This window comes from Methylomonas sp. Uni0009 (assembly GCF_054188105.3).
Genome location: NZ_JBTAFN010000001.1, coordinates 1,439,818 through 1,460,577, shown reverse-complemented (window position 1 = coordinate 1,460,577; position 20,760 = coordinate 1,439,818). Strand labels below are relative to the sequence as shown.

The following is a 20,760-nucleotide window of genomic DNA, read 5'->3' as shown; positions in this document are numbered from 1 at the left end:
ATTCCTCAGCCGCGCCCGCTCAGATGCGCCAACGCCATGTACAAGGCAGCAATCGAGCGGGCTTCACTGCATTCGCCGCTGGCTAGCAAGGTATCGATACTATTCAAGGGCCAAGGCACCACTTGCAGCTCTTCGGGTTCGTCGCCGACTAGTTTTTCCGGATACAGGTCTTCAGCGAGAATAATATCTATCGTGTGTTCCAGATAGGCCGGCGCCAGCGATACACGATGCAAATGGTGTAATTTGGCCGCGCCGTAACCGATTTCTTCTTTCAACTCGCGATTAGCGGCGTCCAGCATATCCTCGCCGGCATCCAGCTTGCCTTTCGGTAACCCCAGCTCGTAACGATGGATGCCGGCGGCGTATTCCCGAACCAGCAGCACAGTATCTGCATCCAGCATCGGCACCACCAGCACCGCGCCGTGCGAGGCGCTACGGGCCAGTCGTTCGTATTGGCGGCGCTCGCCGTTACTAAACTCCAGGTCCAGCGCTTCGATGCAGAATTGTCGGGTTTGGGCGATGACGGTTTGTTTGAGGATTTTTGGTCTGTTGGGCATCGGCTCAGGGTCTACAGCTTGGTTGTTGGTTGGGTTGCTGACGCGGGTTTGCTTTCAATGCCAAGATCGGCGTGAAAGTACTTTCAACTATTCGCTAACTTAAAAAAACCAACCACGCTTTGCAGTTGTTCGGCTTGGCCGTTCAATTCCTCGGCGGTTGCGGCCATTTCTTCCGAGGCGGCCGCGTTTTGTTGCGTCACTCTATCCAACTGCCGCATGGCCTCGCTGATTTGTTTGATACCGCTGGCTTGTTCTGCTGACGCGGCATTGATCTCTTGGACCAGATCTGCTGTTTTCACGATGTCCGGCAGCACATGGCCGATGAGCACCCCGGCTTTTTCCGCAATCGAGACGCTGTTGGACGCCAACTCGTTGATTTCCGCCGCCGTTGTGCGGCTGCTTTCCGCCAATTTACGGACTTCCGCCGCCACCACCGCAAAACCTTTACCGTGTTCGCCGGCCGAGGCGGCCTCGATTGCCGCGTTTAAGGACAATAAATTGGTTTTGTAGGCAATGTCTTCGATCAGCCCAATTTTTTTGGCGATATGTTTCATGGCATTGACGGTTTCGATTACCGCTTCGCCGCCTTGCTTGGCCTCGCTGGCGGATTTGCCGGCCATCTGTTCGGTGACATGAGCATTTTCGGTATTTTGTTGCACCGAGGCGCTGAGTTGTTCGATGGAACTGGTGGTTTCTTCGACACTGGCCGCCTGCTCGGTGGTGGCTTGGCTGATCGATTGCGCGGTTGCGCTGACTTCCTTGGAGGCCGAACTTAACACGTCGGCATTACCCAGAACTTGCTGGACAACGTTACTAAGCTGATCGCGCATGCCTTTTAAATCGTACAACAAACTGCCGGTGTCGCCTTCCCGCAGCTCTATCGCCACGGAAAGGTCGCCGGCGGCCATGGTATTCACCGCTTCGGCAGCATAGCCGGGTTCTCCGCCAAGCTGGGTCATTAAGCTTTTGGTGATCAGATAGCCGGCAACGCCGCCAATCAGTACGGAAACTAGCGCCAGCGTGGTAATCAAATTCACGCTTTGATTGACCGTTTCCTTGGCTTCTAATCCGGATTGTTTCATTAGCTTGGTTTGGAAATCAATTAGCGCGTCTACCGAATCTATATACTCGGTTTGCAACTTCCTGACTTGGGACAGTAGAAAATCCGCCGCTTCCGCTTGCTTGCCATCGCCGGCCAGTTTGATGAACTGATCCTGGGCATTTACGTAAGGTGTCCGGGCGTCCAACACTTTTTTGAGTGCGGCTTTACCTTCCGCGCTGCTAATAGTCTCGTCGAGTTTATCCAGGTTTTCCTTGATAGCTCGCCGTGCGTCTTGAATGCGGGCCAGTTCCTTATCGATGGTGGCGCGGTCTTTGATAATCAGGGTATTGCGCATCGAGCGGGCAATTACGTTGATGTTGCCGATGACGTCGTTGGCCCAGACCGTTTTCGGAAATTTATCGTTGACCATGTTGTCGATGTTGGACAATAGGTCGTTCATGCTGTTGATGCTGATGCCGGCAATCATGGTCAGCAGCAGCAAGACTCCGCTAAAACCCAAGCCTAAACGGGTTCTCACTTTCATGGTGCTCATGAATTTAACTCCTTTCGACGGTTGATGCCGTGACAGAACAGATATAAAAGCTTTTAATCCTTTTTCTAATAGACATCAAGCCTAGCTGAACTTAGGGATTTTCCGGTTAGAATAAAAAACTAATTTAGGCCGTGTTTGGGAATGACAAGCGCTATTGAATGATAGGGATAAACTGAAATGCTCGACTGGAAACAAATCGATACCGTACTGCTGGACATGGACGGCACTTTGCTGGATTTGAATTTCGATAATCATTTTTGGCAGGAGTTTGTACCCTTGCGCTTTGCCGAACTGCATAGTCTAACGCTTGAGGACGCCAAACAGCAGTTGGCGCCGCGTTTCAAGGCCATGGAAGGCAAGTTGGAATGGTATTGCCTGGATTATTGGACCCAGGAATTGGCTTTGAATATCGCCGAATTGAAGCAGGAGTTGGCCGGTTTGATTGCGGTGCATCCACATGTCACCGAGTTTCTCGATGCGGCGCGAGCCAGCGGCAAGCGGCTATTGCTGGTGACGAACGCGCACCGCGACAGCTTGAATCTGAAAATGGAAAAAACCTGTCTGCATGGGTTTTTCGACGAAATCGTGTCGTCGCACGATTTTGGTTTTGCCAAGGAGCAGCAAGGTTTTTGGCAGATCCTGCAAGACCAGCATCTGTTTGCAAAGGATAGAACGCTACTGGTAGACGATAGCGTTGCGGTACTGGCGTCCGCCCGGACGTTCGGCATTGCTCATCTGGTGTCGATCAGCAAGCCGGATAGCCGACGGCCGGTTAAGCAGGTTGCTGAGTTTGCGGCGGTGGAGGATTTTCGGGCGTTGATGCCTGGTTTGTAGCAGGTGCTGGACGCGCCGGCCTATGCTCTCTGGGTTTGTGCTCCGAGCGCGGCGGGCGTTTGTCGCGCGGCATGACCCGTTCGCGCGGCTCGCGGCGTTGGGGCTTGATCACTTCTTCCACCATCAATTCCGGCGTGATGCTTTGCACCGGCACTTTCTCACCGATGTAATCCTCGATGTCCGGCATCGAGTACGCATATTCTTCGCAAATAAAACTGATCGCCTCGCCGCTGGCGCCGAAACGGGCAGTACGGCCAATCCGATGTACATAATCTTCGACGTCTTGCGGCAAGTCGTAGTTGAACACGTGAGATACGTCCGGAATATGCAGGCCGCGCGCCGCCACGTCGGTAGCGATCAGCAGCGTGACCCGGTTTTCCTGGAAGTCGTTAAGCAGGCGCTGGCGCTTTTCCTGGGGCACGTCGCCGCTGAGCATAGCCACTTTATGGCCGTTGGCAGCCAGGTAATCGTCGAGCTGCTCGGCGCAGCGTTTGGTGTTGACGAAAACGATGCTGCGCTGCGGTTGGTGATGTTTCAGCAAGCCCAGTAAGAGCGGGATTTTTTGCTCATTGGCCGGACAATAAGCCACCTGATTGATGGCCTTGGAGGTCACTTCCTCGGATTCGATACGAATCAGCACCGGATTGTTCATGTGCTCGTAAGCCAGTTCGGTGACTTTATAAGACAGTGTGGCCGAAAACAGCATGTTCAAACGTTTTTCCGCCGGCGGCATGCGGCGCAGCAGGAAGCGGATGTCTTTAATAAAGCCCAAATCGAACATGCGGTCGGCTTCGTCCATCACGGTGACCTGGATGTTATCCAAAGTGAAGGCGCCTTGCCGGTAAAAATCGATAATGCGGCCCGGTGTGCCGATAATAATGTCGACATTGCCTTTGATTTTATCCAACTGCTTTTGATAGTCGGTACCGCCGTAGATCAATGCAAATTTCAGATTCAGATACTTGCTGAGAGCCACCGCGTCTTTGTGAATCTGGATCGCCAGCTCGCGGGTTGGAGCGAGAATCAGCGCGCGCGGGTTCTTGATTTTTTCGCTTTCGTCGTTGATCAGGTGCTGAAAAGTCGCCAGCAAAAATGTGGCAGTTTTGCCGGTGCCGGTTTGGGCTTGGCCGGCAATGTCCTTGCCGCGTAAAGACAAGGGCAAGGATTTATCCTGAATGGGTGTGCAGTTGATGAATCCTGCTTCTTTCAGACCTTTAATGATGGAGTCGGACAGCTCCAAATTGCTAAAACGTGTTTCCGTCAAATGTGTTTTCTTCATAGCCCGATAGAATAAACTAAAAAGCCGCGCGGTTGAAATCGATTGACAATTAAAGCGCCGCGAAACTATAGTCTTGACTTTGTAAACTAATGGAGAATGGCGTGAGCGACCTAGTCCTTCATGTATCAGACGCTGATTTTAATGAAACTGTGTTGAAAGCCGGTGCGCCGGTGTTGGTCGATTATTGGGCAGAATGGTGTGGTCCATGCAAAATGATTGCCCCGGTTTTGGATGAAATTGCATCCGAATATCAAGGCAAACTCACTGTTGCCAAGCTGAATATCGACGAAAACCCCAAAACCCCGCAGCACTACGGTGTGCGCGGCATCCCGACCTTGATGCTTTTTAAAGGCGGTGAAGTGGAAGCGACTAAAGTTGGCGCCTTAACCAAATCCCAATTGGCTGCGTTTATCGATAGCAACATATAAATCAAGCCGAATAACCGGATTTATTAAAAATGTTTTTGATAAGTCCGGTTATTGCGCTAGAATTTTCCCCGCTTGCTTCTTCGCATTCTGAACGTCCTTAACAAATCCAACAACTACCTGCCGCTGTAAACAGCACTCTGCTGTTTTGCATTTCTTTCATTTCCCTTAATCAACATGAATCTTACCGAGTTAAAACTTAAACAAGCCACTGAAATTATTGCAATCGCTGAATCCTTGGGTCTCGAAAACATCGACAGAGCCCGAAAGCAGGAATTGATTTTTGCGATTTTGAAGAAACAGGCGAAGAGTGGGGAAGATATTTTTGGCGATGGGGTTTTGGAGATATTGGCGGATGGATTCGGTTTTTTAAGAACACCGGGTTGCTCCTATTTGGCGGGCCCCGACGACATTTATGTATCGCCCAGCCAGATCAGACGTTTCGGTTTACGCACCGGTGACACCGTTAGCGGCAAAATCCGCCCGCCGAAGGAAGGCGAACGCTACTTCGCGATGTTGAAGGTCGAAAGCATCAACTTCGAATCGCCAGAACAATCCAAAAACAAAATCTCCTTTTCCAACCTGACACCGCTGTTTGCCAATAAACGTTTCCGTTTGGAGCAAGGCAACGGCACCAGTGAAGATTTAACCGCCCGTATCATCGACTTGATCGCCCCTATCGGTAAAGGCCAGCGTGGCTTGATCGTTTCGCCGCCGAAAGCCGGTAAAACCATGATTATGCAAAGCATCGCCCATGCGATTGCCGAGAACAATCCCGAGTGTTATCTGATCGTGCTCTTGATCGACGAGCGCCCGGAAGAGGTGACTGAGATGGAGCGTTGCGTGCGTGGCGAAGTGGTTTCCAGTACCTTCGACGAACCCGCTACCCGTCACGTGCAAGTGGCGGATATGGTCATCGAAAAAGCCCGGCGCATGGTTGAACACAAGCACGACGTGGTTATCCTGTTAGACTCGATTACCCGTCTGGCCCGTGCTTACAACATGGTGGTACCGTCTTCCGGCAAACTGTTGTCCGGTGGTGTCGACGCTAATGCGCTGGAAAAACCCAAACGTTTTTTCGGTGCGGCGCGGAATATCGAAGAAGGCGGCAGTTTGACGATTATCGCTACCGCGCTGGTGGAAACCGGCTCGAGGATGGACGAGGTGATCTTCGAAGAGTTTAAAGGCACCGGTAACATGGAACTGCATCTGGAGCGGAAAATCGCTGAAAAACGTATCTATCCGGCGATTAACATCAACCGCTCCGGCACGCGCCGCGAAGAATATCTGGTCGATCCGGACGAACTGCAAAAAACCTGGATTTTGCGCAAAATCCTGCAGCCAATGGACGAGTTGGCGGCATCCGAGTTTTTGCTGGGCAAACTCAAGGACTTTAAAACCAACGCTGCATTTTTCGATTCGATGAAGCGCTGAGCGCAAAACCTCTGTACCGACGAGCGCTACAGCGCTCGTCACAAACTCGTCAAACATCCCCACCGCTGTTTTTCTCTTTTTTGTCATAAAACACAGAAGCCTAGACTCATTCTGATGTGCAGCCAGCAGCGCGCCAGCACATTTGATGGTTATCGATGCGATTAATTTTGTTATATTGCGCGACGACCTTAAACGAGGAGTATGGCCTTGCGAACAACCAGCAAATTTTTTATGCAATTCGTCCGATTAGCCGGCCCTTTCTGGTGCTCGGAAAATAAGACGACCATTCGGACCTTATCGGCGTTTTTGGTCGCGTTAACAGTGGCGCAAATTGCGGTCTCGGTCATTATTACCGAATGGAGCGCGGATTTATTCGATGCCTTGGAGCAGCGCTCTATGTCGAGGCTGTTTACCCAAGTTGGGTTGATCGTCTTGATTTTTATCGCGAATATGGCAATCACGGCGACCCATTTGGTCGTCAAACGCCGCTTGCAACTGAGCTGGCGGGGCTGGTTAACCGATAAATTGATCGGGCAATGGATGCGCGACGGCCGGCATTATCTGGTTACCCACTTACCGGGTCAGCACGATAATCCTGACGGACGCATCGCCGAAGATGTCCGCATTTCCACTGAATACGCAATCGATCTGTTACACACTTTCTTTTACTGCGTACTGTTGTTGACCAGTTTTACCGAGATCCTGTGGACCTTGTCGGGGACCGTTACGGTAAATCTAGGTTTGGTCGAAATCCCGGTTCAAGGCCATTTGGTCTGGTTGGCGTTGATTTACGCCGCTAGCGCATCCACGCTGGGTTGGTGGATAGGTAAGCCGCTCACTATGGCTACCGACAATAGACAGACCGTGGAAGCCAATTTCCGCTTCGCGCTGGTCAAAGCCCGGGAGAATGCGCAAGCCATTGCCTTGATCCACGGTGAGCGCCATGAGAATCCGCATTTTCATCATTTATTCGGAAACATTGTCGATGCCTGGAATCAGCAAACCCATGCCTGGCAGCGGATCACCATGTTCAGTTCCGGTTATTCGATATTGTCCATGGCATTTCCTATCTTGGTGTCGGCGCCGCGCTTTATTCTGGGTACGATCAGCCTGGGAGCGTTGATGCAATCCGCGCAGGCTTTCCAGCAAATGGTCGCGGCTTTGTCCTGGCCGGTTGACAATATGGGTAAGGTTGCGGAATGGCGGGCCTCTGTCGAGCGAGTTTTGGGATTGAGCAAGGCCCTGGAGCAATTGGAACGCGAAATAGCCAAGCCTGACCCCTATCGGATTCGCTTGGTGAAAAGCGACAAATCCGTATTGGCGTTTCGCGATTTATGCATTTCGCGTTTGGACAGAATCGTCTGCGTGTCCACTCTCAATGAAGAAATCAAGGCCGGAGAGCGGGTGTTGATTGCTGGCAATGCGTTTTCCGGTAACAAGCTGTTCAAAGCTATAGCAGGTCTGTGGCCATGGGGCGAAGGCATAATTGAATTGCCGGATGATGAAACCATGTTCTTTATGCCGCCGCGTCCTTATCTGCCTACCGGTACCTTGCGCGCGTCGATTTGCTACCCATCCAACCCCTCCACTTTCGATCAGCAGATACTTGAAAATGCCCTTCAACTGGCCGGAGTGAAAGAGTTGGAGGAACAGCTCGACCAGGTTGCCGATTGGGAGAAGAATCTTGAGCGCGAACAACAACAACGCTTGGGCTTGGTGCGGCTGTTGTTGCACAAACCCAAATGGATATTGATGCAGGAAGCCTTTGATTCGCTCGACCCTGAAAGCGAAGTGGACATGGTCAATCTAATCCATAAAAGGCTCACGGATTCCGCTGTCCTGACCATCACCAAGGTGCCCAATATACAGGCTTTGTACAAGCGGCGGATTACGCTCTGCTAACGGGAAACGTGCTCTAAGGCGCTTTGTTACAGGGGCTATCCGAATGTCTGCCAAAAAACTGCGCGGGGTCAATCTGGGCGGATGGTTGGTTTTAGAAAAATGGATGACGCCCAGTTTGTTTGCCGGGTTGAATGCCAGGGACGAGACCAGTTGGTGCGTCGAATTGGGCCGCGAAGCCGAAACCCGTTTGCAGCAACATTGGCAAACCTTCATCACCCGCGCCGACTTTGCCTGGTTGGCGCAAGTCGGGATCAATGCGGTACGCATCCCGGTTGGCTATTGGCTGTTTGCAGCCGATTATCCCTATCATCATAGTTTCGGCGCCGTGCGATTTCCTTTTGTCGGCGGCGGCATGGAGGTACTTGACCGGGCTTTCGATTGGGCTGAAGAATTTGGCTTAAAGGTCGTTGTCGATCTCCATGCCGCGCCCGGCTGTCAGAACGGTTTCGATAATGGCGGCATCCAGGACGTTTGCGAGTGGCATACTCAAAACAGCTATATCGACTATTCCCTGGAGACCCTGGAGCGATTGGCCCAGCGTTACGGCAAACGCGCGGCATTGCACGGAATTGAGATCTTAAACGAGCCGCGCTGGGATGTGGATACTGAACTGTTGAAACGTTACACCGAAGCCGCTTATTGGCGCATTCGCCGCCATTGTCCGGCTGAACAGGTGGCGGTGATATTTCATGATGGTTTCCGGTCGTTTCGCGAATACGCCGGTTTTTTACAGTCGCCCGAGCATGGCAATGTGATCTTTGACATACACCGTTATCAATGTTTTGTGCAGGACGATATCGACAGGGATATTTATCAGCATTTGCAAAAAGTGGTTTGCGATTGGAAAGCAGAAGCTGACGAGATTATCAGCGGCCTGAGTTTGCCGACCTACGTCGGCGAATGGAGTTTGGGGTTGGATGCAAAACTGGCGGCGCTTTGGGCCGAGGGGCTTTTCGATCATGTCCATACGGAAATGGACGACATGCAGTTCGATATCGCTTGTCGCGGCTACGCGGCCGCCCAACTGGCCGTGTTCGAAAAGTATCTGGGCTGGTTTTTCTGGAGTTATAAAACCGAGAATATGCCGCAATGGAATTTTCGGGAATGCGTCGAGCGTGGCTGGTTACCGGGTAAGTATGCTTGACGCTTGGGGCTATTGCTAAAATATTTGGTATTTTAAGTGGGGGATTTGCGTTCTGGAACGTCTTACTATTAACAGCATCATAGCAATCATGCCGCATGGGTATGCTTTAGCCGATAATGATGATTAGGTGTAATATGAAAACAAGACGATCTCGAACCAAATTGGACAAAATGTCGCCGGAAGCCTTGGATGCCTGCTTCCCGTCTGCGCGCTATTTTCAAGTTCACTTCGAATATCTGCATGAAACCATCAATGAACTGAAACAGCAGCTTACTCAGTCCAACCAGCAAATTGCCGAACTGCAACAGCAGCTGCAAGCCCAGTCATTGGCCGAAATGCCAACGGTAAATTATGCTGCCGAGACAAAGTCCACGGGTAATTTGCGTCAGTCTTAACAGCCCTAAGGTTGCTTTAGATAGCCGTCACTGTTCTTTTCGACCCAGCGTGTTTGTCCGGATTCCAAGGTTTCCCGTTTCCAGAACGGTGCCTGGCTTTTCAAGTTTTCCATAATGAAGCGGCTGGCGTCAAAAGCGTCGCCGCGATGCGCGGACCACACTGCCACCAGCACCAGCGTATCGTTGGGCCATACCTGGCCGATGCGATGGATCAGCAGCACGTCTAATAACTGCCACTGACTTTGGGCTTGTTCGACAATACGCTGTAATTGCTTTTCGGTCATCCCTGGATAATGCTCCAGGTACATACCGCGTACCTCGTCGCCTTCATTGAAGTCGCGCATGCTGCCAACGAAAACGCCGGTGGCGCCGTATTTGCCGGCCATGTCGACCGCCTGAGCTTGAAAATCGGCCAGTTCTTGCCAGGGGTCGAAAATCTCGGCGCTAAGTTTGATGGTACTCATTTCAACCTCCGGTCACCGGTGGAAAAAACGCCACGTCGTCGCCGTCGCTAACTTCGGCATCCAGACCGACATACTCCATATTGATCGACGCCAATACCGTGCCCGGCATGTCCATGTGCGGATTAGCGCGATGCCAGACCTCTAGCACTGTCAACGGCGCATCGATTGTCAGCTCGTCGTAGCTGCGGCCGATGCGATCCTTCAAGCTTGCAAAGTAAAGCACTTTAATCGACATCTTTATTCACCCGGTAATACAATGCTTGGCTGATTCCACTTGCCTAGTATGCCATGTCCCATTCGCCGCTCACTCATTTTAATGCCGCCGGAGAAGCCCATATGGTGGATGTCGGGGATAAGGCCATCACCCAACGTCAGGCGGTTTGCGAGGGGTACATAGAGATGCAGCCGGAAACCTTGGCGTTGATTGTGTCCGGCACCCACAAGAAGGGCGACGTACTGGGCATCGCCCGCATTGCCGGCATCATGGCCAGTAAAAAAACCGCCGATCTGATTCCGCTCTGCCACCCGTTGCCGATCAGTCATGTCGAGCTTAGCCTGCAAGCCCAAACCGACTTGAGTCGGGTCTATTGTCAAACCACAGTGAAGACTACCGGCCAAACCGGCGTGGAAATGGAAGCCCTCACCGCGACCCAGATTGCCTTGCTGACCATTTACGATATGTGCAAAGCCGTGGACCGCGGCATGACGATTCAAGGGGTGCGTTTGCTGGAAAAAAGCGGCGGCAAATCCGGGCACTGGCGCCGGGACGACGCTTAAATCAAGCCTTGCCGCTTACTCGTCGGCCTTCTTGTCAGGCGGGCGGTTGATGATTTTTTCGTCTATGGCTTTGTGTAGCAAACGAATCAGCTCCGCCGAGCCATCTTCGCCAAACTCCAAGTCTTCCGGTTTTGTCAGGCTGGCGTTGACGGTTAAGCCACGCCGCTCTTCTTTCAACTTGATGGTGTATTCGGCTTCGTCGTAATCATTATTCAATAAAGCGCGCAACAAGCCGACATCTTTGCCGCTGGTGTCGGGGTCATAACGCACCTGAAAGCGTTGATCTTCCTGGCTTTTATCCAGCACTTCGATATTGCTGATTTTCAATGCCGTGGCGACCATTTCCCAAGCCCGGTCGGGGCGGGTTTTCAAGGTAAGCACAGGCTTGCCCCCTTCGTCGGTAAACGCCATCAAATCGGCCAAAGCCGACTTAGGCTTTAAATCGTCGGCAGCCACTGCCGGCTGCGGATTGGTATGTTCTATCGGTAAAACCGGCGGCAGTTCCAGGTGGTGGGTATCACGGTATTTGTCCGGCGCATCCGCGCAAGCCGTCAGCAACAGGCAAGGCAGGCTGTAAGTCAGCGTTCTTAACAACATAAGGCTCACTCGCAAAAAAAGCGTCTATGTTCCAGCACCGGGAAAGACAGGCGGGTTTTTTCCAGGCGGCTTTTATCGACTTCGGCGCTGACAAAGCCAGGGCCGGTTTTGTAACAATCCAGTACCACGCCCCAAGGATCGATCACCATGCTGTGGCCGTAGGTTTGCCGGCCATTCATATGAAAGCCGCCTTGGTTTGGCGCGATGACGTAGCAGAGGTTTTCGATGGCGCGGGCCCGCAACAATACTTCCCAGTGCGCGGCGCCGGTTTTGGCGGTAAACGCGGAAGGGATCACCAATATATCCAGGCCTTGCCGGGTCATCGGCCGGAAAAATTCCGGAAAGCGTAAGTCGTAGCAAACCGCCACACCCAGCCGGCCGAACGGCGTATCGATCACGCAGGAGGCGTCGCCGGCTTCGACGGAGTCGGATTCGCGGTATTCCTCGGCGGTATCCGGCACGCTGACGTCGAATAAATGCACTTTGTCGTAGCGGGCGACTCGCTCGCCCTGCTCGTTGTAGATCAAACAAGCCGCGCGGACTTTATTGGCGGCGGTGGCCTGCATCGGCATCGTGCCGCCTATCACCCATATGCCGTATTTTTTGGCTATGGCGGCCAGAAAATCCTGAATCGGGCCGTTTCCATCCTGCTCGCTGACTTTAACCTTGTCGTATTCGTTCATACCCATGATGGCAAAGTTTTCCGGCAAGGCTACCAGTTTCGCACCGGCTTTCACGGCTTCGGCGATCTGTTTCTCGGCTTCAAGCAAATTGGCGCTGACTTGCGGTCCGGAGGCCATCTGGATGGCGGCACATATGGTCATGAGGTGTCCCTGATTTTAATTGTTTTCTATAGTTTTAACTGTTGGGGAGCCGTTTATTCGGCAGAGCCGTTCATTTGCTCAGCGACTCCAGCCAGCCGCCGGTTAAGCCGCGCCAAGCCTTTTGCACCAAGCCGTCTTGATCGTGTAACGGCGTGACCTCGACATTGCCCCAGGGCCCGGCGAGTTTGTATTGCGAGCCGAAAAAATAACCTTCTTTGTAATCGTCAGTCACCACTTGGGTAATGACGGCAGCGATACCGCCCACGATTGTACCAGCAATCGGCACCGCCCCGGAACTCTTGGGCACGACGGCAACGCGGTGGTCCATGGTCTTTTTTACTAGGTCGGCGGTCCCGGCTATGCTGAGTTTCGCCGATACCGCGTCGATTAATAAATTGTCGGTATAGGCTAAGCCGTTGCTGATTTTGAAGTCGCCGGTAATCTGATCAAAGGCCAAGCCCTGGCGGTAGACGTCGGTAAAATCCAGGCTCAAGCGCTTGGCCCATTGTTCCATCGCGATCAAGCCCAGCAAGCGGCCAAAGCCCGGCTCGATGCTGGAAATGCGGCCGTCACTGAACTTCAGCTGCATTTGCCCGGTCAGGTTGGCCGCTGAAAATTGCTGCGGGGCGCCGCGCCAGCCGCCGTTGAAATTGATTTCGGCGTGTGTGCCTCTCAAGTCGTCGGTAAAACCTAGCTGCGACAGAAACAAGCCGAAACCGTTCATGTTCAGTTTGCCGGTTAATTGCGTCGAACTGCCACCGACCAGTTTGATCCAGTCCGCACTGAAATCTATCGTACCGGCCACGCTGGCCAGTTGCACGTGTTTGAAATGAATGCCGTTGATCAGCCGCTCGGTATTCAGCTTCAAGCTACCCAAATCCACGCCGCGCCATAGCAGTTGTTTGCTGTCGATCTCGATCAAGGGCAAGTCGGTAACGACGTCTTCTGCCGCGTCGAAATTCAGGCTATCCATCGCCGACAAATTCAGATAATCCATTTGCAGCTTGATGATGTTGGTGCCGCCGCGCTGGTCGGGGATCGTCAATTTGCCGCGTGCCATCGCGCTGTCCAACGTGGCTTGCCAAGCTTGATTGATATGCTGCAACCGGCATTTTAGCGCGCCGATGTTCTGGCCTTGCCAGATCAGTTGCTCGGTATCCAGAATAACTTCTTTTAACGCCGGCAAACGTTGCTGGGTTTCGTTGTCGGAGAATGCGGCAAGCGCGTCGGACAATTTGAATTGCGGCTGATTGATTTCCAGCTTCAACCCTGCCGGTTCGTAAAAGTCCGCCGAGTTCCGGCCGAACACTATATGCCCGGAATGGAGTTGATTTTGTTTGCCGTCGATCAACAGCGCAGCATTCAACTCCTTGCCGTAAGTAATTTTTAGTGGCAAGTATGGGCTGTTGTTAAAAATAAAGCTTAGATTCAATGCTTGCTCTTGATCGGCCGATTTGGCTAGAGCATCCTGGGTGTTGATCGTTACGCCCTGTAAGTTGCTGTTAATGCTCAGGGTGGACGGCTTAGCCGCATCGTAAGGCAGCGTCAATACGGTTTGATAATTCAAGCTGCCGTCGGCAACCTGGTTTTTCAGGAAACTGAATTGCTTTTCCAGGCGCTGGATGTCGGTGGTACCGTCTATCAGGATTTGCGTGGCGCTGGCATCGCTTTGCAGGATGGCATGTATCGGATAACCCAGGGTATTGCCTTCCAGGCGGTTACTGCTGACCCGGTCTTCGGTAAAGCGCAGCACGCCGCTGATGTCGTTGACGGCCAGATCGACGGGTTTGACCAGCAAGCGGGCCTTATCCAGATGCGCATCGACTTTTACGGTGGTCGGCAGCGTTTCGTAGTAAGCGATTTTCAAATCAAGATCGACTTGGGTATGGCCATCCGGGGCCAACACTTTGGCCAGCGGATCAATTTTGGCGCGTAACGGGGTTTTTTGTAGATACTGTAAACTGTGCGGCAGCTTGCTTTGCACCTGGCCCAATACGTAAACATAATCGCTATTGGCCAGATCAGGAATCGAAACCACGGCTTGATTGATGTCGACGTTTTCGCTATGGCCGCCGTTAATCGCCACGTTCAGATCCGCACCGAGGAATTGCACATCGGCATGCACCGCACGCAAATGCGGCCACAGGGCGTTGAACTGAATTTCGCCGTCGTCTATCTCAAACACTACTTCAAATAGGCCGGGACCGTTAGTGAACGGGAAGTCCGCTAACCTTCCGTTCAAGCGCATTTCGCCCTTGTCGATATGCCCGCCGATAAAAGCATCGTCCAGCCAGGCGACCGCATCCTTACCCATGATTTTGGCCGGCAGGTATTGCGGTACATTACTGATGTCTTTGAAATTGTCGAAACGGGTGCGCATATCGATGACAGCGCTGTCGTCATTCTTCGGGATGCTGAGTTGCAGATGGGTCTGCGTGTGGAAGGCCGCGCTGTCCAGTTGCAGATTTTCGCTGGCGATTTGCCAGTCGGTGTCGGTTTGCCGCCAGTTGATTCGGCCTTGTAAACGCGGGACGTCCAGGCTACTCCTAAACATTTGCGGCGCATTGAATTTGGCGTTTGTACTGTCGAATATCAGTTGCCCGCCCTGGTCGCCGGCAATGATCGAGCCGCTTAGCTCTTGTAATTGCGGCACGTCGCCTTGCGCATCGTTGCCCAGTTGGCTGAAATGGCCGTTGAGCGCATAGCGTTGCTGATTACTCTCAGCGTAAAACGACAGGTCGCGCAAAGTGCCGCGTGGATTGAGTGACAGCCATTTAGCCCAATCGGTTTGCTCTGCCGGTAGAAACGGCGGTATCAAATGCATCAAGGCTTGCAGATTCAACTGTTTGATCACGCCGCTGAGGTTGCCTTGCGCATCTTGCTGTAGATAGAGCTCGGCATCCCGCCAGCGCTGATGATTGGCGAAAACGTTGACGTCGTAGGCACTCCAACGTTGCCGGCCGTTTTGTTCGGTCCAGGCCAGATTGCCTTCAAAGGTATCGAGTTGCAGCGGTTTGCCTTGCTGTCTGCCGAGTTTAATCTGTTGGCCTTGCAGATAACCGCTAACTTGGTAAGGCATCGAGTCGCGCCATTGGCTCCAGATCCGCATATCGCCCGAGCCGGATTCCAAATGCAAACCCAGCGGTAAATCCTCGATCAGCCAAGCCGGCCCTTGCAGATTGCTGCCTTCCACATAAATTTGGCCGTTGATGCCATTGGCCTGAAAGATATTGCCGTCAAGTCGGGCGGAAATGCGCAAGCTGTCGCCGTATTGCTCCGGCAAACTGCTGATTAGATGGAGCTCGTGGCTTTGATCCAGATAGTGGTTTTTTATCAGCAAATCGAAGTGTTCGACCGTCACCGGCGGCCGATGCCGCTTTAAATCCTGCCACGTCACCTGGCTTTGCAGAATCTCGTATTTGCCGCCCTGTAACAGCCACAGCGGTTGCCCGTCGCTGCTTTGCAGGCCTTTGATGCTGAGGCTGCCGTCCTCATTACGCAGAATATCCAGTTTGGCGCCCACCAGCGTCACCCAACTGGCGGCCATAGGGTCCTGGGTCAATAGCCATTCCAGTAAATCGATGCCGATCCGCACTTCTTGCAGGCGGATAGCCGGCTTCGCCCCGGCTTCGGCGCCTTCGATAGCGATTTCCCGCAACAATAATTCCGGGCTGAAGCCGCGCATATTCGCGCCCAGTTTGCCGATATGCAGCGGAATGCCGGTGGTCTCGCGGACTTTTTGTTCCAGTGCGCTGCGGTAATCGGCAATGTCGATCAAAAAAACCCGTACCGCGCTCAAGACGAGGGCAATCGTGATCAGCGACCAGAACAACAGGTGTCGGGTAGCCCGGGTAACGTGGTGAATAACCAAAATAGCCGCCTATAACAACACCACGTCGTAGTGCTCCTGGTTATATTCGGCTTCGGCGCGGATTTTAATGCCGACTTTCAAGAACATTTCCAGCTCCGCCAGCATATCGGCTTCTTCGTCGAGCAGCATTTCCACGACCTGTTCGGAGGCCAGTACCAGGATTTGCTGGACATTGTATTGCCTGACCACGCGAATAATTTCCCGAAAAATTTCCAGACAGATCGATTCGGCGGTTTTCAAGACGCCACGGCCGCCGCAAGTCGAGCAAGGCTCGCAGAGGATATGCTCCAAACTCTCGCGGGTACGCTTGCGGGTCATTTCCACCAGTCCCAGCGCCGATACTTCGGTGATCTTGGTCTTGGCGTGATCCTTGTCCAAATTGCGCTGCAAGGCGGTCAACACCTGCTTCTTGTGGTCCTCACTCTGCATATCGATGAAATCGATGATGATGATGCCACCCAAATTGCGCAGCCGTAGCTGTCGGGAAATGGTCTGGGCCGCTTCCAGATTGGTCTTGAAGATGGTTTCTTCCAGATTGCGGCCGCCGACATAGCCGCCGGTATTGACGTCGACAGTAGTCATCGACTCGGTCTGGTCGAACACCAGGTGACCACCCGATTTGAGTTTGACCTTGCGGTCCAAGGCCTTGCTGATTTCGTCTTCCACGTTATAAATATCGAACACCGGCCGCTCGCCCGAATAATGCTCGATCACCGACACAATTTCCGGTACGAAGGTTTCGGCGAATTCGACCAAGCGCAGAAAGGTTTCCTTGGAATCCACGCGGATTTTTTCGATACCGTCTTTGTACAAATCCCGCAAGGTGCGGATGCTGAGCGGCAGGTCTTCGTGGATCAGGGTTTTGACTTTGGCCTTGCTGCTTTTTTCCAGGATGGATTCCCAGAGTTTGTGCAAAAAAGTCATGTCGGAATACAAAATTACATCTTCCACGCATTCGGCGGCGGTGCGAGCAATAAAGCCGCCCGGTACCTGGTGCTTTAGCTGATAGGCTTCGATGCAAGCCCGCAAACGAGTGCGTTCGGATTCGCATTCTATGCGTTGCGACACGCCGGAGTTACCGGCATAGGGCATGTAAACTTGGTAGCGGGACGGGATGGAAATATCGGTGGTCAGTCGCGCGCCCTTGTTGCCGAGCGGATCTTTGGTGACTTGCACCACCAATTTTTGGCCTTCCTTTAAATAGTGTTCGATATTTTCCGAGGCTTTTTCGGCCAGTTCCTTGCTGCTGAAATCGGAGAGATGCAAAAACGCCGCCTTTTCCAAACCAATGTCCACAAAAGCCGCCTGCATGCCCGGCAGCACGCGGCACACCTCGCCTTTGTAGATGTTGCCAACCAAACCTTTTTGCCGGACCCGTTCGATAATCAGTTCTTGCAGCACACCGTTTTCGATCACTGCGACTCGGGTTTCCGGCGGCGTGACGTTGATTAATATTTCTTCGCTCATTGAATAATGTCTATGCCTGCTAGGCTTAATAATTGCGCGGTTTCGAACAGCGGTAAGCCCATCACGCCGGAAAAACTGCCGGTGATCGATTCGATAAATACGCTGGCCAAGCCTTGAATCGCATAGGCGCCAGCCTTGTCGTGCGGTTCCCCGGTTTGCCAGTAAGCGACGATTTCCTGGTGGCTCAAGGGCCTAAAGCGCACTTCGCTAACGCTAAGCGCCTGCCAGTGTTGCTCACCGCGTAAGGATACCGCGCTATACACTTGATGCTTGCGTCCCGACAAATGACTGAGCATTTCAATGGCGTGCTGCAAATCCTCGGGTTTACCGAGGATGCGGCCGTCGCAAATCACGCTGGTATCCGCAGCCAGTACCGGTAAATCGGTAGCGGCCGTTGCCAGACAGAGTGCGGATTTTTCCGCGGCTACCCGCTCGACGTAAGCAGCGGGCGCTTCGCCCGGCCACGGCGTTTCGTCGATGTCGACCGCCATGATACTGTGACGGATGCCGATTTGCTTGAGCAATTCGCTGCGGCGCGGCGAGGCGGACGCCAGGATCAGTTGTGGGTGCATGCGCTTAACGATGGTAAGGGTGGTTATTCAACAGACTCCAGGCCCGGTAGATTTGTTCAGCGACAATCACTCGAACCAAGGGATGCGGGAAGGTCAGCGGCGAAAGACTCCAGGATTCCTGAGCCAGATCGCGCACTTGCTGAGACAAGCCTTCCGGTCCGCCTATCATCAGCGCGACCGGCTGGCCGTTACCCAGCCAGCGTTGCAAGGCTTGCGCCAGATTCGGCGTGGTCCAGGGTTTGCCCGGTATGTCCAGCGTCACCACGTGCGCCCGGCTGGGCAATGCCGCTATCATGCGTTCTCCTTCGTCCTTGGTAATGCGGGCAATGTCGCCGCTGCGGCGTTTGTCCGGGGCAATTTCCTTTAGCAGCAACTCGCATTCGCGCGGCAGCCGCTTGGCATATTCATTATAACCTTGCTGTACCCAGTCCGGCATTTTGTTGCCGACGGCTATCATGTGGATTTGCATAGTTGTTACAGGCTATCAATTCGCGGGAAAACGGGGTAAAGAACGGGTGGCATTCATGCGCACAGCGTTTACAAACGTCGCCGAGCTATTGGCGCTAATCGCTAGCGTGACCATGTTTGGCATGCGCAGGATCCCCAAATCCCGATATTTTTTGCTGCGCTTAGGTTACACGAAGCGCCGGGCTTTGCGAAATCGGCTCTACCGTCCGATAGTGCAAGCCCTAAACGGCCATCTGGTTTATTTAAACCAATTCTTGGTCGGATTGGCTTTTTTCAACCAAATGTCGTTAGAATGTTTGCTGTATTGGACTTAGACGATAACAATGGTGATGCTAAGCGCGCTGTTATGGACCCCGGCGCTGGGGGCAATATTGCTGGTACTGGTCTCCGGCCGGAATAGCCGATTGATCAGAATTGTAGCTAATGTATTCAGCTTGGCGGCTTTGTTGCTGGCTGGTTTGCTATTGCTCCAGTTTGACGCCGACGACACCGCGCTGCAATTTAGCGAGTTCTATCCGCTTAACCCCAAACTGGGCAGTGCTTATGCTTTGGGTGTGGACGGCCTGTCCATGCCGATGCTGGTGCTGGCTGCGCTGTTGACTTGCATTGCCCTGCTGGCTTCCTTTTCTTTGGCCGATAGCATCAAGGGCTATCATATTTCCGTGCTGTTGTTGGAATTCGGCATGCTCGGCGTGTTTATGGCGCAAGACTGGGCGCTGTTTTACATCTTCTGGGAAGTGACCTTGATCCCGCTGTTTTTCCTGATTGACCGCTGGGGCGGCAAGCGCCGGCATGCCGCCAGTTTAAATTTCGTGCTGTACACCATGGGTGGCTCGGTGTTCATGTTGCTGAGTTTGCTGGCGATCAGTCAATACGATCTGGAAAACCAGGGTTCCTTAATGGCCTCTATGGGGCAGGCCGCGCAAAACATGCCGGTGGTCGAGCAAGTCCTAGTGCTGCTGGGTTTCCTGATCGGCTTTGGCGTGAAAATGCCGATTTTTCCGCTGCATGGCTGGCTACCGTTGGCGCACGTCGAAGCGCCCAGCCCGATCAGCATTTTACTCTCGGGCATTCTTTTGAAAATGGGCGCCTATGGCTTATTGCGCTGCGTGGTGATGTTGCCGGTTGCCGCCAAATTGATTCAGCCCTTGCTGGTATTTCTAGCGCTGTTCGGCATGATTTACGGCGGCTTGCTGGCCTGGCGGCAACGCGATCTGAAAGCCATGGTGGCTTACTCCTCTTTGAGTCATATGGGCGTGGTCCTGCTGGGCATTGCCGCGCTGAATCAAACAGGCTTCACCGGTGCGATATTACAAATGACCGCGCACGGCTTGATCGCCGGCGCGTTGTTTTTATTGGTTGGTCTGCTTTACGAACGCACGCATACCCGTAACATTCAAGATTACAGTTCGCTGGTGCAGGTCATGCCGCGCTTCGCCACCTTAACCACCTTGACCTTGCTGGCGGCCATGGGCTTGCCCGGCTCCGTGGGTTTTATCGCGGAACTGCATACCCTAATCGGCGGCTTTCAAGAATGGGGAGGTTTGATGGTGTTTTTTAGCCTCAGTATTCTGATCAGCGCCGCCTATGCGATGCGCACCATCGGCTTGTTGTTTACCGGGCCGGTGAAGTCGCAAATGCTTAATATTGCCGATCTGAAACCGCTTGAACTGATGGCGTCCGGCGTATTGGTGGCTGGTATCGTGTTGTTCGGTTTGTTGCCGGCACCTTTGATTGGCTTGTCTACGGCGACAGTGGGGAAGATGTTGGCGGTAATGGGGGAGAGGTTGCCGTGATGTTGTTTATTGTTGAACCTGCGGTCGCTTGGATAATGATGTGTCGCTATCGCGACGGCATTTTAACGTCGGTTCTCGGACCGACAGCCGAGCTACTTTCTTTTGCTCCGCCAAAAGAAAGTAGCCAAAGAAAAGGCGGCCCGGATACCGCTTATTCCCTGCGCTCCTCACTTTTGGCAGGGGTTGCCGAAAGGGGCTTCCTGCCCCTTCGGCAATGCGATGCATCCCTGCATCGCCCCTTCGGGCTGATCCTGCCAAAAGCTCCGGTGCTCGGCGCGGCATACGGGATAAACACCGTTACCAACTTCAAGGTACGACCCCAATCGTTTGGCGTGTCAATGAATGTGGAATTGATTTGA

20 protein-coding genes are annotated in these 20,760 nt (G+C 53.1%); 9 read left to right on the top strand and 11 right to left on the bottom strand.

The genetic code is table 11. The features are described 5' to 3' along the window. Nucleotides 1-5 precede the first annotated feature (5 nt). Nucleotides 6-557 (bottom strand): ADP compounds hydrolase NudE, encoded by a 552-nt coding sequence (gene nudE / locus ACWAU0_RS06810; RefSeq protein ID WP_101053702.1) that lies wholly within the window; start codon nucleotides 555-557, stop codon nucleotides 6-8. Nucleotides 558-640: 83 nt separating this feature from the next. After that, nucleotides 641-2,152, bottom strand: a complete 1,512-nt coding sequence (locus tag ACWAU0_RS06805) for a methyl-accepting chemotaxis protein (protein ID WP_101053705.1) — start codon at nucleotides 2,150-2,152, stop codon at nucleotides 641-643. A 177-nt stretch (nucleotides 2,153-2,329) separates the two neighbouring features. Between ACWAU0_RS06805 and yrfG the strand changes: the two genes are divergently transcribed. Next, on the top strand, nucleotides 2,330-2,986 hold the full coding sequence (gene yrfG, locus ACWAU0_RS06800) for a GMP/IMP nucleotidase (protein WP_101053708.1): 657 nt from the start codon (nucleotides 2,330-2,332) through the stop codon (nucleotides 2,984-2,986). Here yrfG and rhlB read toward each other — a convergent pair. After that, nucleotides 2,925-4,265, bottom strand: a complete 1,341-nt coding sequence (rhlB, locus tag ACWAU0_RS06795; protein WP_101053711.1) for an ATP-dependent RNA helicase RhlB — start codon at nucleotides 4,263-4,265, stop codon at nucleotides 2,925-2,927. The two genes, yrfG and rhlB, sit on opposite strands and share 62 nt — an antisense overlap. Before the next feature lie 101 nt (nucleotides 4,266-4,366). On the opposite strand from rhlB, the gene trxA reads away from it, so the two are divergent. The 5 genes from trxA to ACWAU0_RS06770 all read left to right on the top strand — a co-directional run bounded on the left by trxA (nucleotide 4,367) and on the right by ACWAU0_RS06770 (nucleotide 9,565). After that, a complete protein-coding gene (gene trxA / locus ACWAU0_RS06790; RefSeq protein ID WP_033157672.1) occupies nucleotides 4,367-4,693 on the top strand; it encodes a thioredoxin TrxA in 327 nt (108 codons plus the stop codon). Between the two features lie 174 nt (nucleotides 4,694-4,867). Continuing rightward, nucleotides 4,868-6,124, top strand: coding sequence for a transcription termination factor Rho (rho, locus tag ACWAU0_RS06785; RefSeq protein WP_033157583.1), 1,257 nt, complete (start codon nucleotides 4,868-4,870; stop codon nucleotides 6,122-6,124). A 231-nt stretch (nucleotides 6,125-6,355) separates the two neighbouring features. Next, the gene (locus ACWAU0_RS06780; protein WP_084153348.1) at nucleotides 6,356-8,026 is read left to right on the top strand and encodes an ABC transporter ATP-binding protein/permease; all 1,671 of its coding nucleotides are present in this window, start codon (nucleotides 6,356-6,358) and stop codon (nucleotides 8,024-8,026) included. A gap of 43 nt (nucleotides 8,027-8,069) precedes the next feature. Next, entirely contained in the window at nucleotides 8,070-9,170 is a 1,101-nt protein-coding gene (locus ACWAU0_RS06775) for a glycoside hydrolase family 5 protein (protein ID WP_033157581.1), read from the top strand. 134 nt (nucleotides 9,171-9,304) lie between these two features. Continuing rightward, complete coding sequence (locus ACWAU0_RS06770) at nucleotides 9,305-9,565, top strand: hypothetical protein (protein ID WP_033157580.1); 261 nt, start codon at nucleotides 9,305-9,307, stop codon at nucleotides 9,563-9,565. 5 nt (nucleotides 9,566-9,570) lie between these two features. Here ACWAU0_RS06770 and ACWAU0_RS06765 read toward each other — a convergent pair whose 3' ends face one another. Both ACWAU0_RS06765 and ACWAU0_RS06760 read right to left on the bottom strand, forming a co-directional pair. Continuing rightward, on the bottom strand, nucleotides 9,571-10,029 hold the full coding sequence (locus tag ACWAU0_RS06765; protein ID WP_033157579.1) for a molybdenum cofactor biosynthesis protein MoaE: 459 nt from the start codon (nucleotides 10,027-10,029) through the stop codon (nucleotides 9,571-9,573). 1 nt (nucleotide 10,030) lies between these two features. Next, the gene (locus tag ACWAU0_RS06760; RefSeq protein ID WP_101053714.1) at nucleotides 10,031-10,264 is read right to left on the bottom strand and encodes a MoaD/ThiS family protein; all 234 of its coding nucleotides are present in this window, start codon (nucleotides 10,262-10,264) and stop codon (nucleotides 10,031-10,033) included. 53 nt (nucleotides 10,265-10,317) lie between these two features. On the opposite strand from ACWAU0_RS06760, the gene moaC reads away from it, so the two are divergent. Next, entirely contained in the window at nucleotides 10,318-10,806 is a 489-nt protein-coding gene (gene moaC, locus ACWAU0_RS06755) for a cyclic pyranopterin monophosphate synthase MoaC (RefSeq protein WP_033157577.1), read from the top strand. Between the two features lie 15 nt (nucleotides 10,807-10,821). Here moaC and ACWAU0_RS06750 read toward each other — a convergent pair whose 3' ends face one another. The 6 genes from ACWAU0_RS06750 to rlmH all read right to left on the bottom strand — a co-directional run bounded on the left by ACWAU0_RS06750 (nucleotide 10,822) and on the right by rlmH (nucleotide 18,606). Beyond that, nucleotides 10,822-11,403: an outer membrane protein assembly factor BamC gene (locus ACWAU0_RS06750; protein ID WP_033157576.1), complete on the bottom strand. Its 582-nt coding sequence runs from the start codon at nucleotides 11,401-11,403 to the stop codon at nucleotides 10,822-10,824. Between the two features lie 5 nt (nucleotides 11,404-11,408). Then, on the bottom strand, nucleotides 11,409-12,227 hold the full coding sequence (locus ACWAU0_RS06745) for a carbon-nitrogen hydrolase family protein (protein WP_033157575.1): 819 nt from the start codon (nucleotides 12,225-12,227) through the stop codon (nucleotides 11,409-11,411). Nucleotides 12,228-12,297: 70 nt separating this feature from the next. Next, nucleotides 12,298-16,098 (bottom strand): YhdP family protein, encoded by a 3,801-nt coding sequence (locus ACWAU0_RS06740; protein WP_458138737.1) that lies wholly within the window; start codon nucleotides 16,096-16,098, stop codon nucleotides 12,298-12,300. A gap of 9 nt (nucleotides 16,099-16,107) precedes the next feature. Beyond that, nucleotides 16,108-17,565, bottom strand: coding sequence for a ribonuclease G (gene rng / locus ACWAU0_RS06735; RefSeq protein WP_192392342.1), 1,458 nt, complete (start codon nucleotides 17,563-17,565; stop codon nucleotides 16,108-16,110). Next, nucleotides 17,562-18,137 carry a Maf family protein gene (locus ACWAU0_RS06730; RefSeq protein ID WP_319962772.1) on the bottom strand — a complete coding sequence of 192 codons (576 nt, stop codon included), beginning with the start codon at nucleotides 18,135-18,137 and terminating at the stop codon, nucleotides 17,562-17,564. The genes rng and ACWAU0_RS06730 overlap by 4 nt, the downstream gene beginning before the upstream one ends. A gap of 4 nt (nucleotides 18,138-18,141) precedes the next feature. Next, entirely contained in the window at nucleotides 18,142-18,606 is a 465-nt protein-coding gene (gene rlmH, locus ACWAU0_RS06725; RefSeq protein ID WP_033157571.1) for a 23S rRNA (pseudouridine(1915)-N(3))-methyltransferase RlmH, read from the bottom strand. Nucleotides 18,607-18,928: 322 nt separating this feature from the next. On the opposite strand from rlmH, the gene ACWAU0_RS06720 reads away from it, so the two are divergent. Further along, nucleotides 18,929-20,401, top strand: coding sequence for a complex I subunit 4 family protein (locus ACWAU0_RS06720; protein ID WP_458138736.1), 1,473 nt, complete (start codon nucleotides 18,929-18,931; stop codon nucleotides 20,399-20,401). Then, nucleotides 20,398-20,760: a hypothetical protein gene (locus ACWAU0_RS06715; RefSeq protein WP_458138735.1), complete on the top strand. Its 363-nt coding sequence runs from the start codon at nucleotides 20,398-20,400 to the stop codon at nucleotides 20,758-20,760. Before ACWAU0_RS06720 ends, ACWAU0_RS06715 begins: the two co-directional genes overlap by 4 nt.

Bases quoted from the DNA above. Each gene is read 5' to 3' on its own strand.
- nudE (WP_101053702.1), bottom strand. From the start codon at position 557: ATGCCCAACAGACCAAAAATCCTCAAACAAACCGTCATCGCCCAAACC.
- ACWAU0_RS06780 (WP_084153348.1), top strand. From the start codon at position 6,356: ATGCAATTCGTCCGATTAGCCGGCCCTTTCTGGTGCTCGGAAAATAAG.
- ACWAU0_RS06775 (WP_033157581.1), top strand. From the start codon at position 8,070: ATGTCTGCCAAAAAACTGCGCGGGGTCAATCTGGGCGGATGGTTGGTT.
- ACWAU0_RS06720 (WP_458138736.1), top strand. From the start codon at position 18,929: ATGGTGATGCTAAGCGCGCTGTTATGGACCCCGGCGCTGGGGGCAATA.
- rhlB (WP_101053711.1), bottom strand. From the start codon at position 4,265: ATGAAGAAAACACATTTGACGGAAACACGTTTTAGCAATTTGGAGCTG.
- ACWAU0_RS06760 (WP_101053714.1), bottom strand. From the start codon at position 10,264: ATGTCGATTAAAGTGCTTTACTTTGCAAGCTTGAAGGATCGCATCGGC.
- ACWAU0_RS06750 (WP_033157576.1), bottom strand. From the start codon at position 11,403: ATGTTGTTAAGAACGCTGACTTACAGCCTGCCTTGCCTGTTGCTGACG.
- rng (WP_192392342.1), bottom strand. From the start codon at position 17,565: ATGAGCGAAGAAATATTAATCAACGTCACGCCGCCGGAAACCCGAGTC.
- ACWAU0_RS06745 (WP_033157575.1), bottom strand. From the start codon at position 12,227: ATGACCATATGTGCCGCCATCCAGATGGCCTCCGGACCGCAAGTCAGC.
- moaC (WP_033157577.1), top strand. From the start codon at position 10,318: ATGTCCCATTCGCCGCTCACTCATTTTAATGCCGCCGGAGAAGCCCAT.
- ACWAU0_RS06770 (WP_033157580.1), top strand. From the start codon at position 9,305: ATGAAAACAAGACGATCTCGAACCAAATTGGACAAAATGTCGCCGGAA.
- rho (WP_033157583.1), top strand. From the start codon at position 4,868: ATGAATCTTACCGAGTTAAAACTTAAACAAGCCACTGAAATTATTGCA.
- ACWAU0_RS06765 (WP_033157579.1), bottom strand. From the start codon at position 10,029: ATGAGTACCATCAAACTTAGCGCCGAGATTTTCGACCCCTGGCAAGAA.
- rlmH (WP_033157571.1), bottom strand. From the start codon at position 18,606: ATGCAAATCCACATGATAGCCGTCGGCAACAAAATGCCGGACTGGGTA.
- yrfG (WP_101053708.1), top strand. From the start codon at position 2,330: ATGCTCGACTGGAAACAAATCGATACCGTACTGCTGGACATGGACGGC.
- ACWAU0_RS06805 (WP_101053705.1), bottom strand. From the start codon at position 2,152: ATGAGCACCATGAAAGTGAGAACCCGTTTAGGCTTGGGTTTTAGCGGA.
- ACWAU0_RS06730 (WP_319962772.1), bottom strand. From the start codon at position 18,137: ATGCACCCACAACTGATCCTGGCGTCCGCCTCGCCGCGCCGCAGCGAA.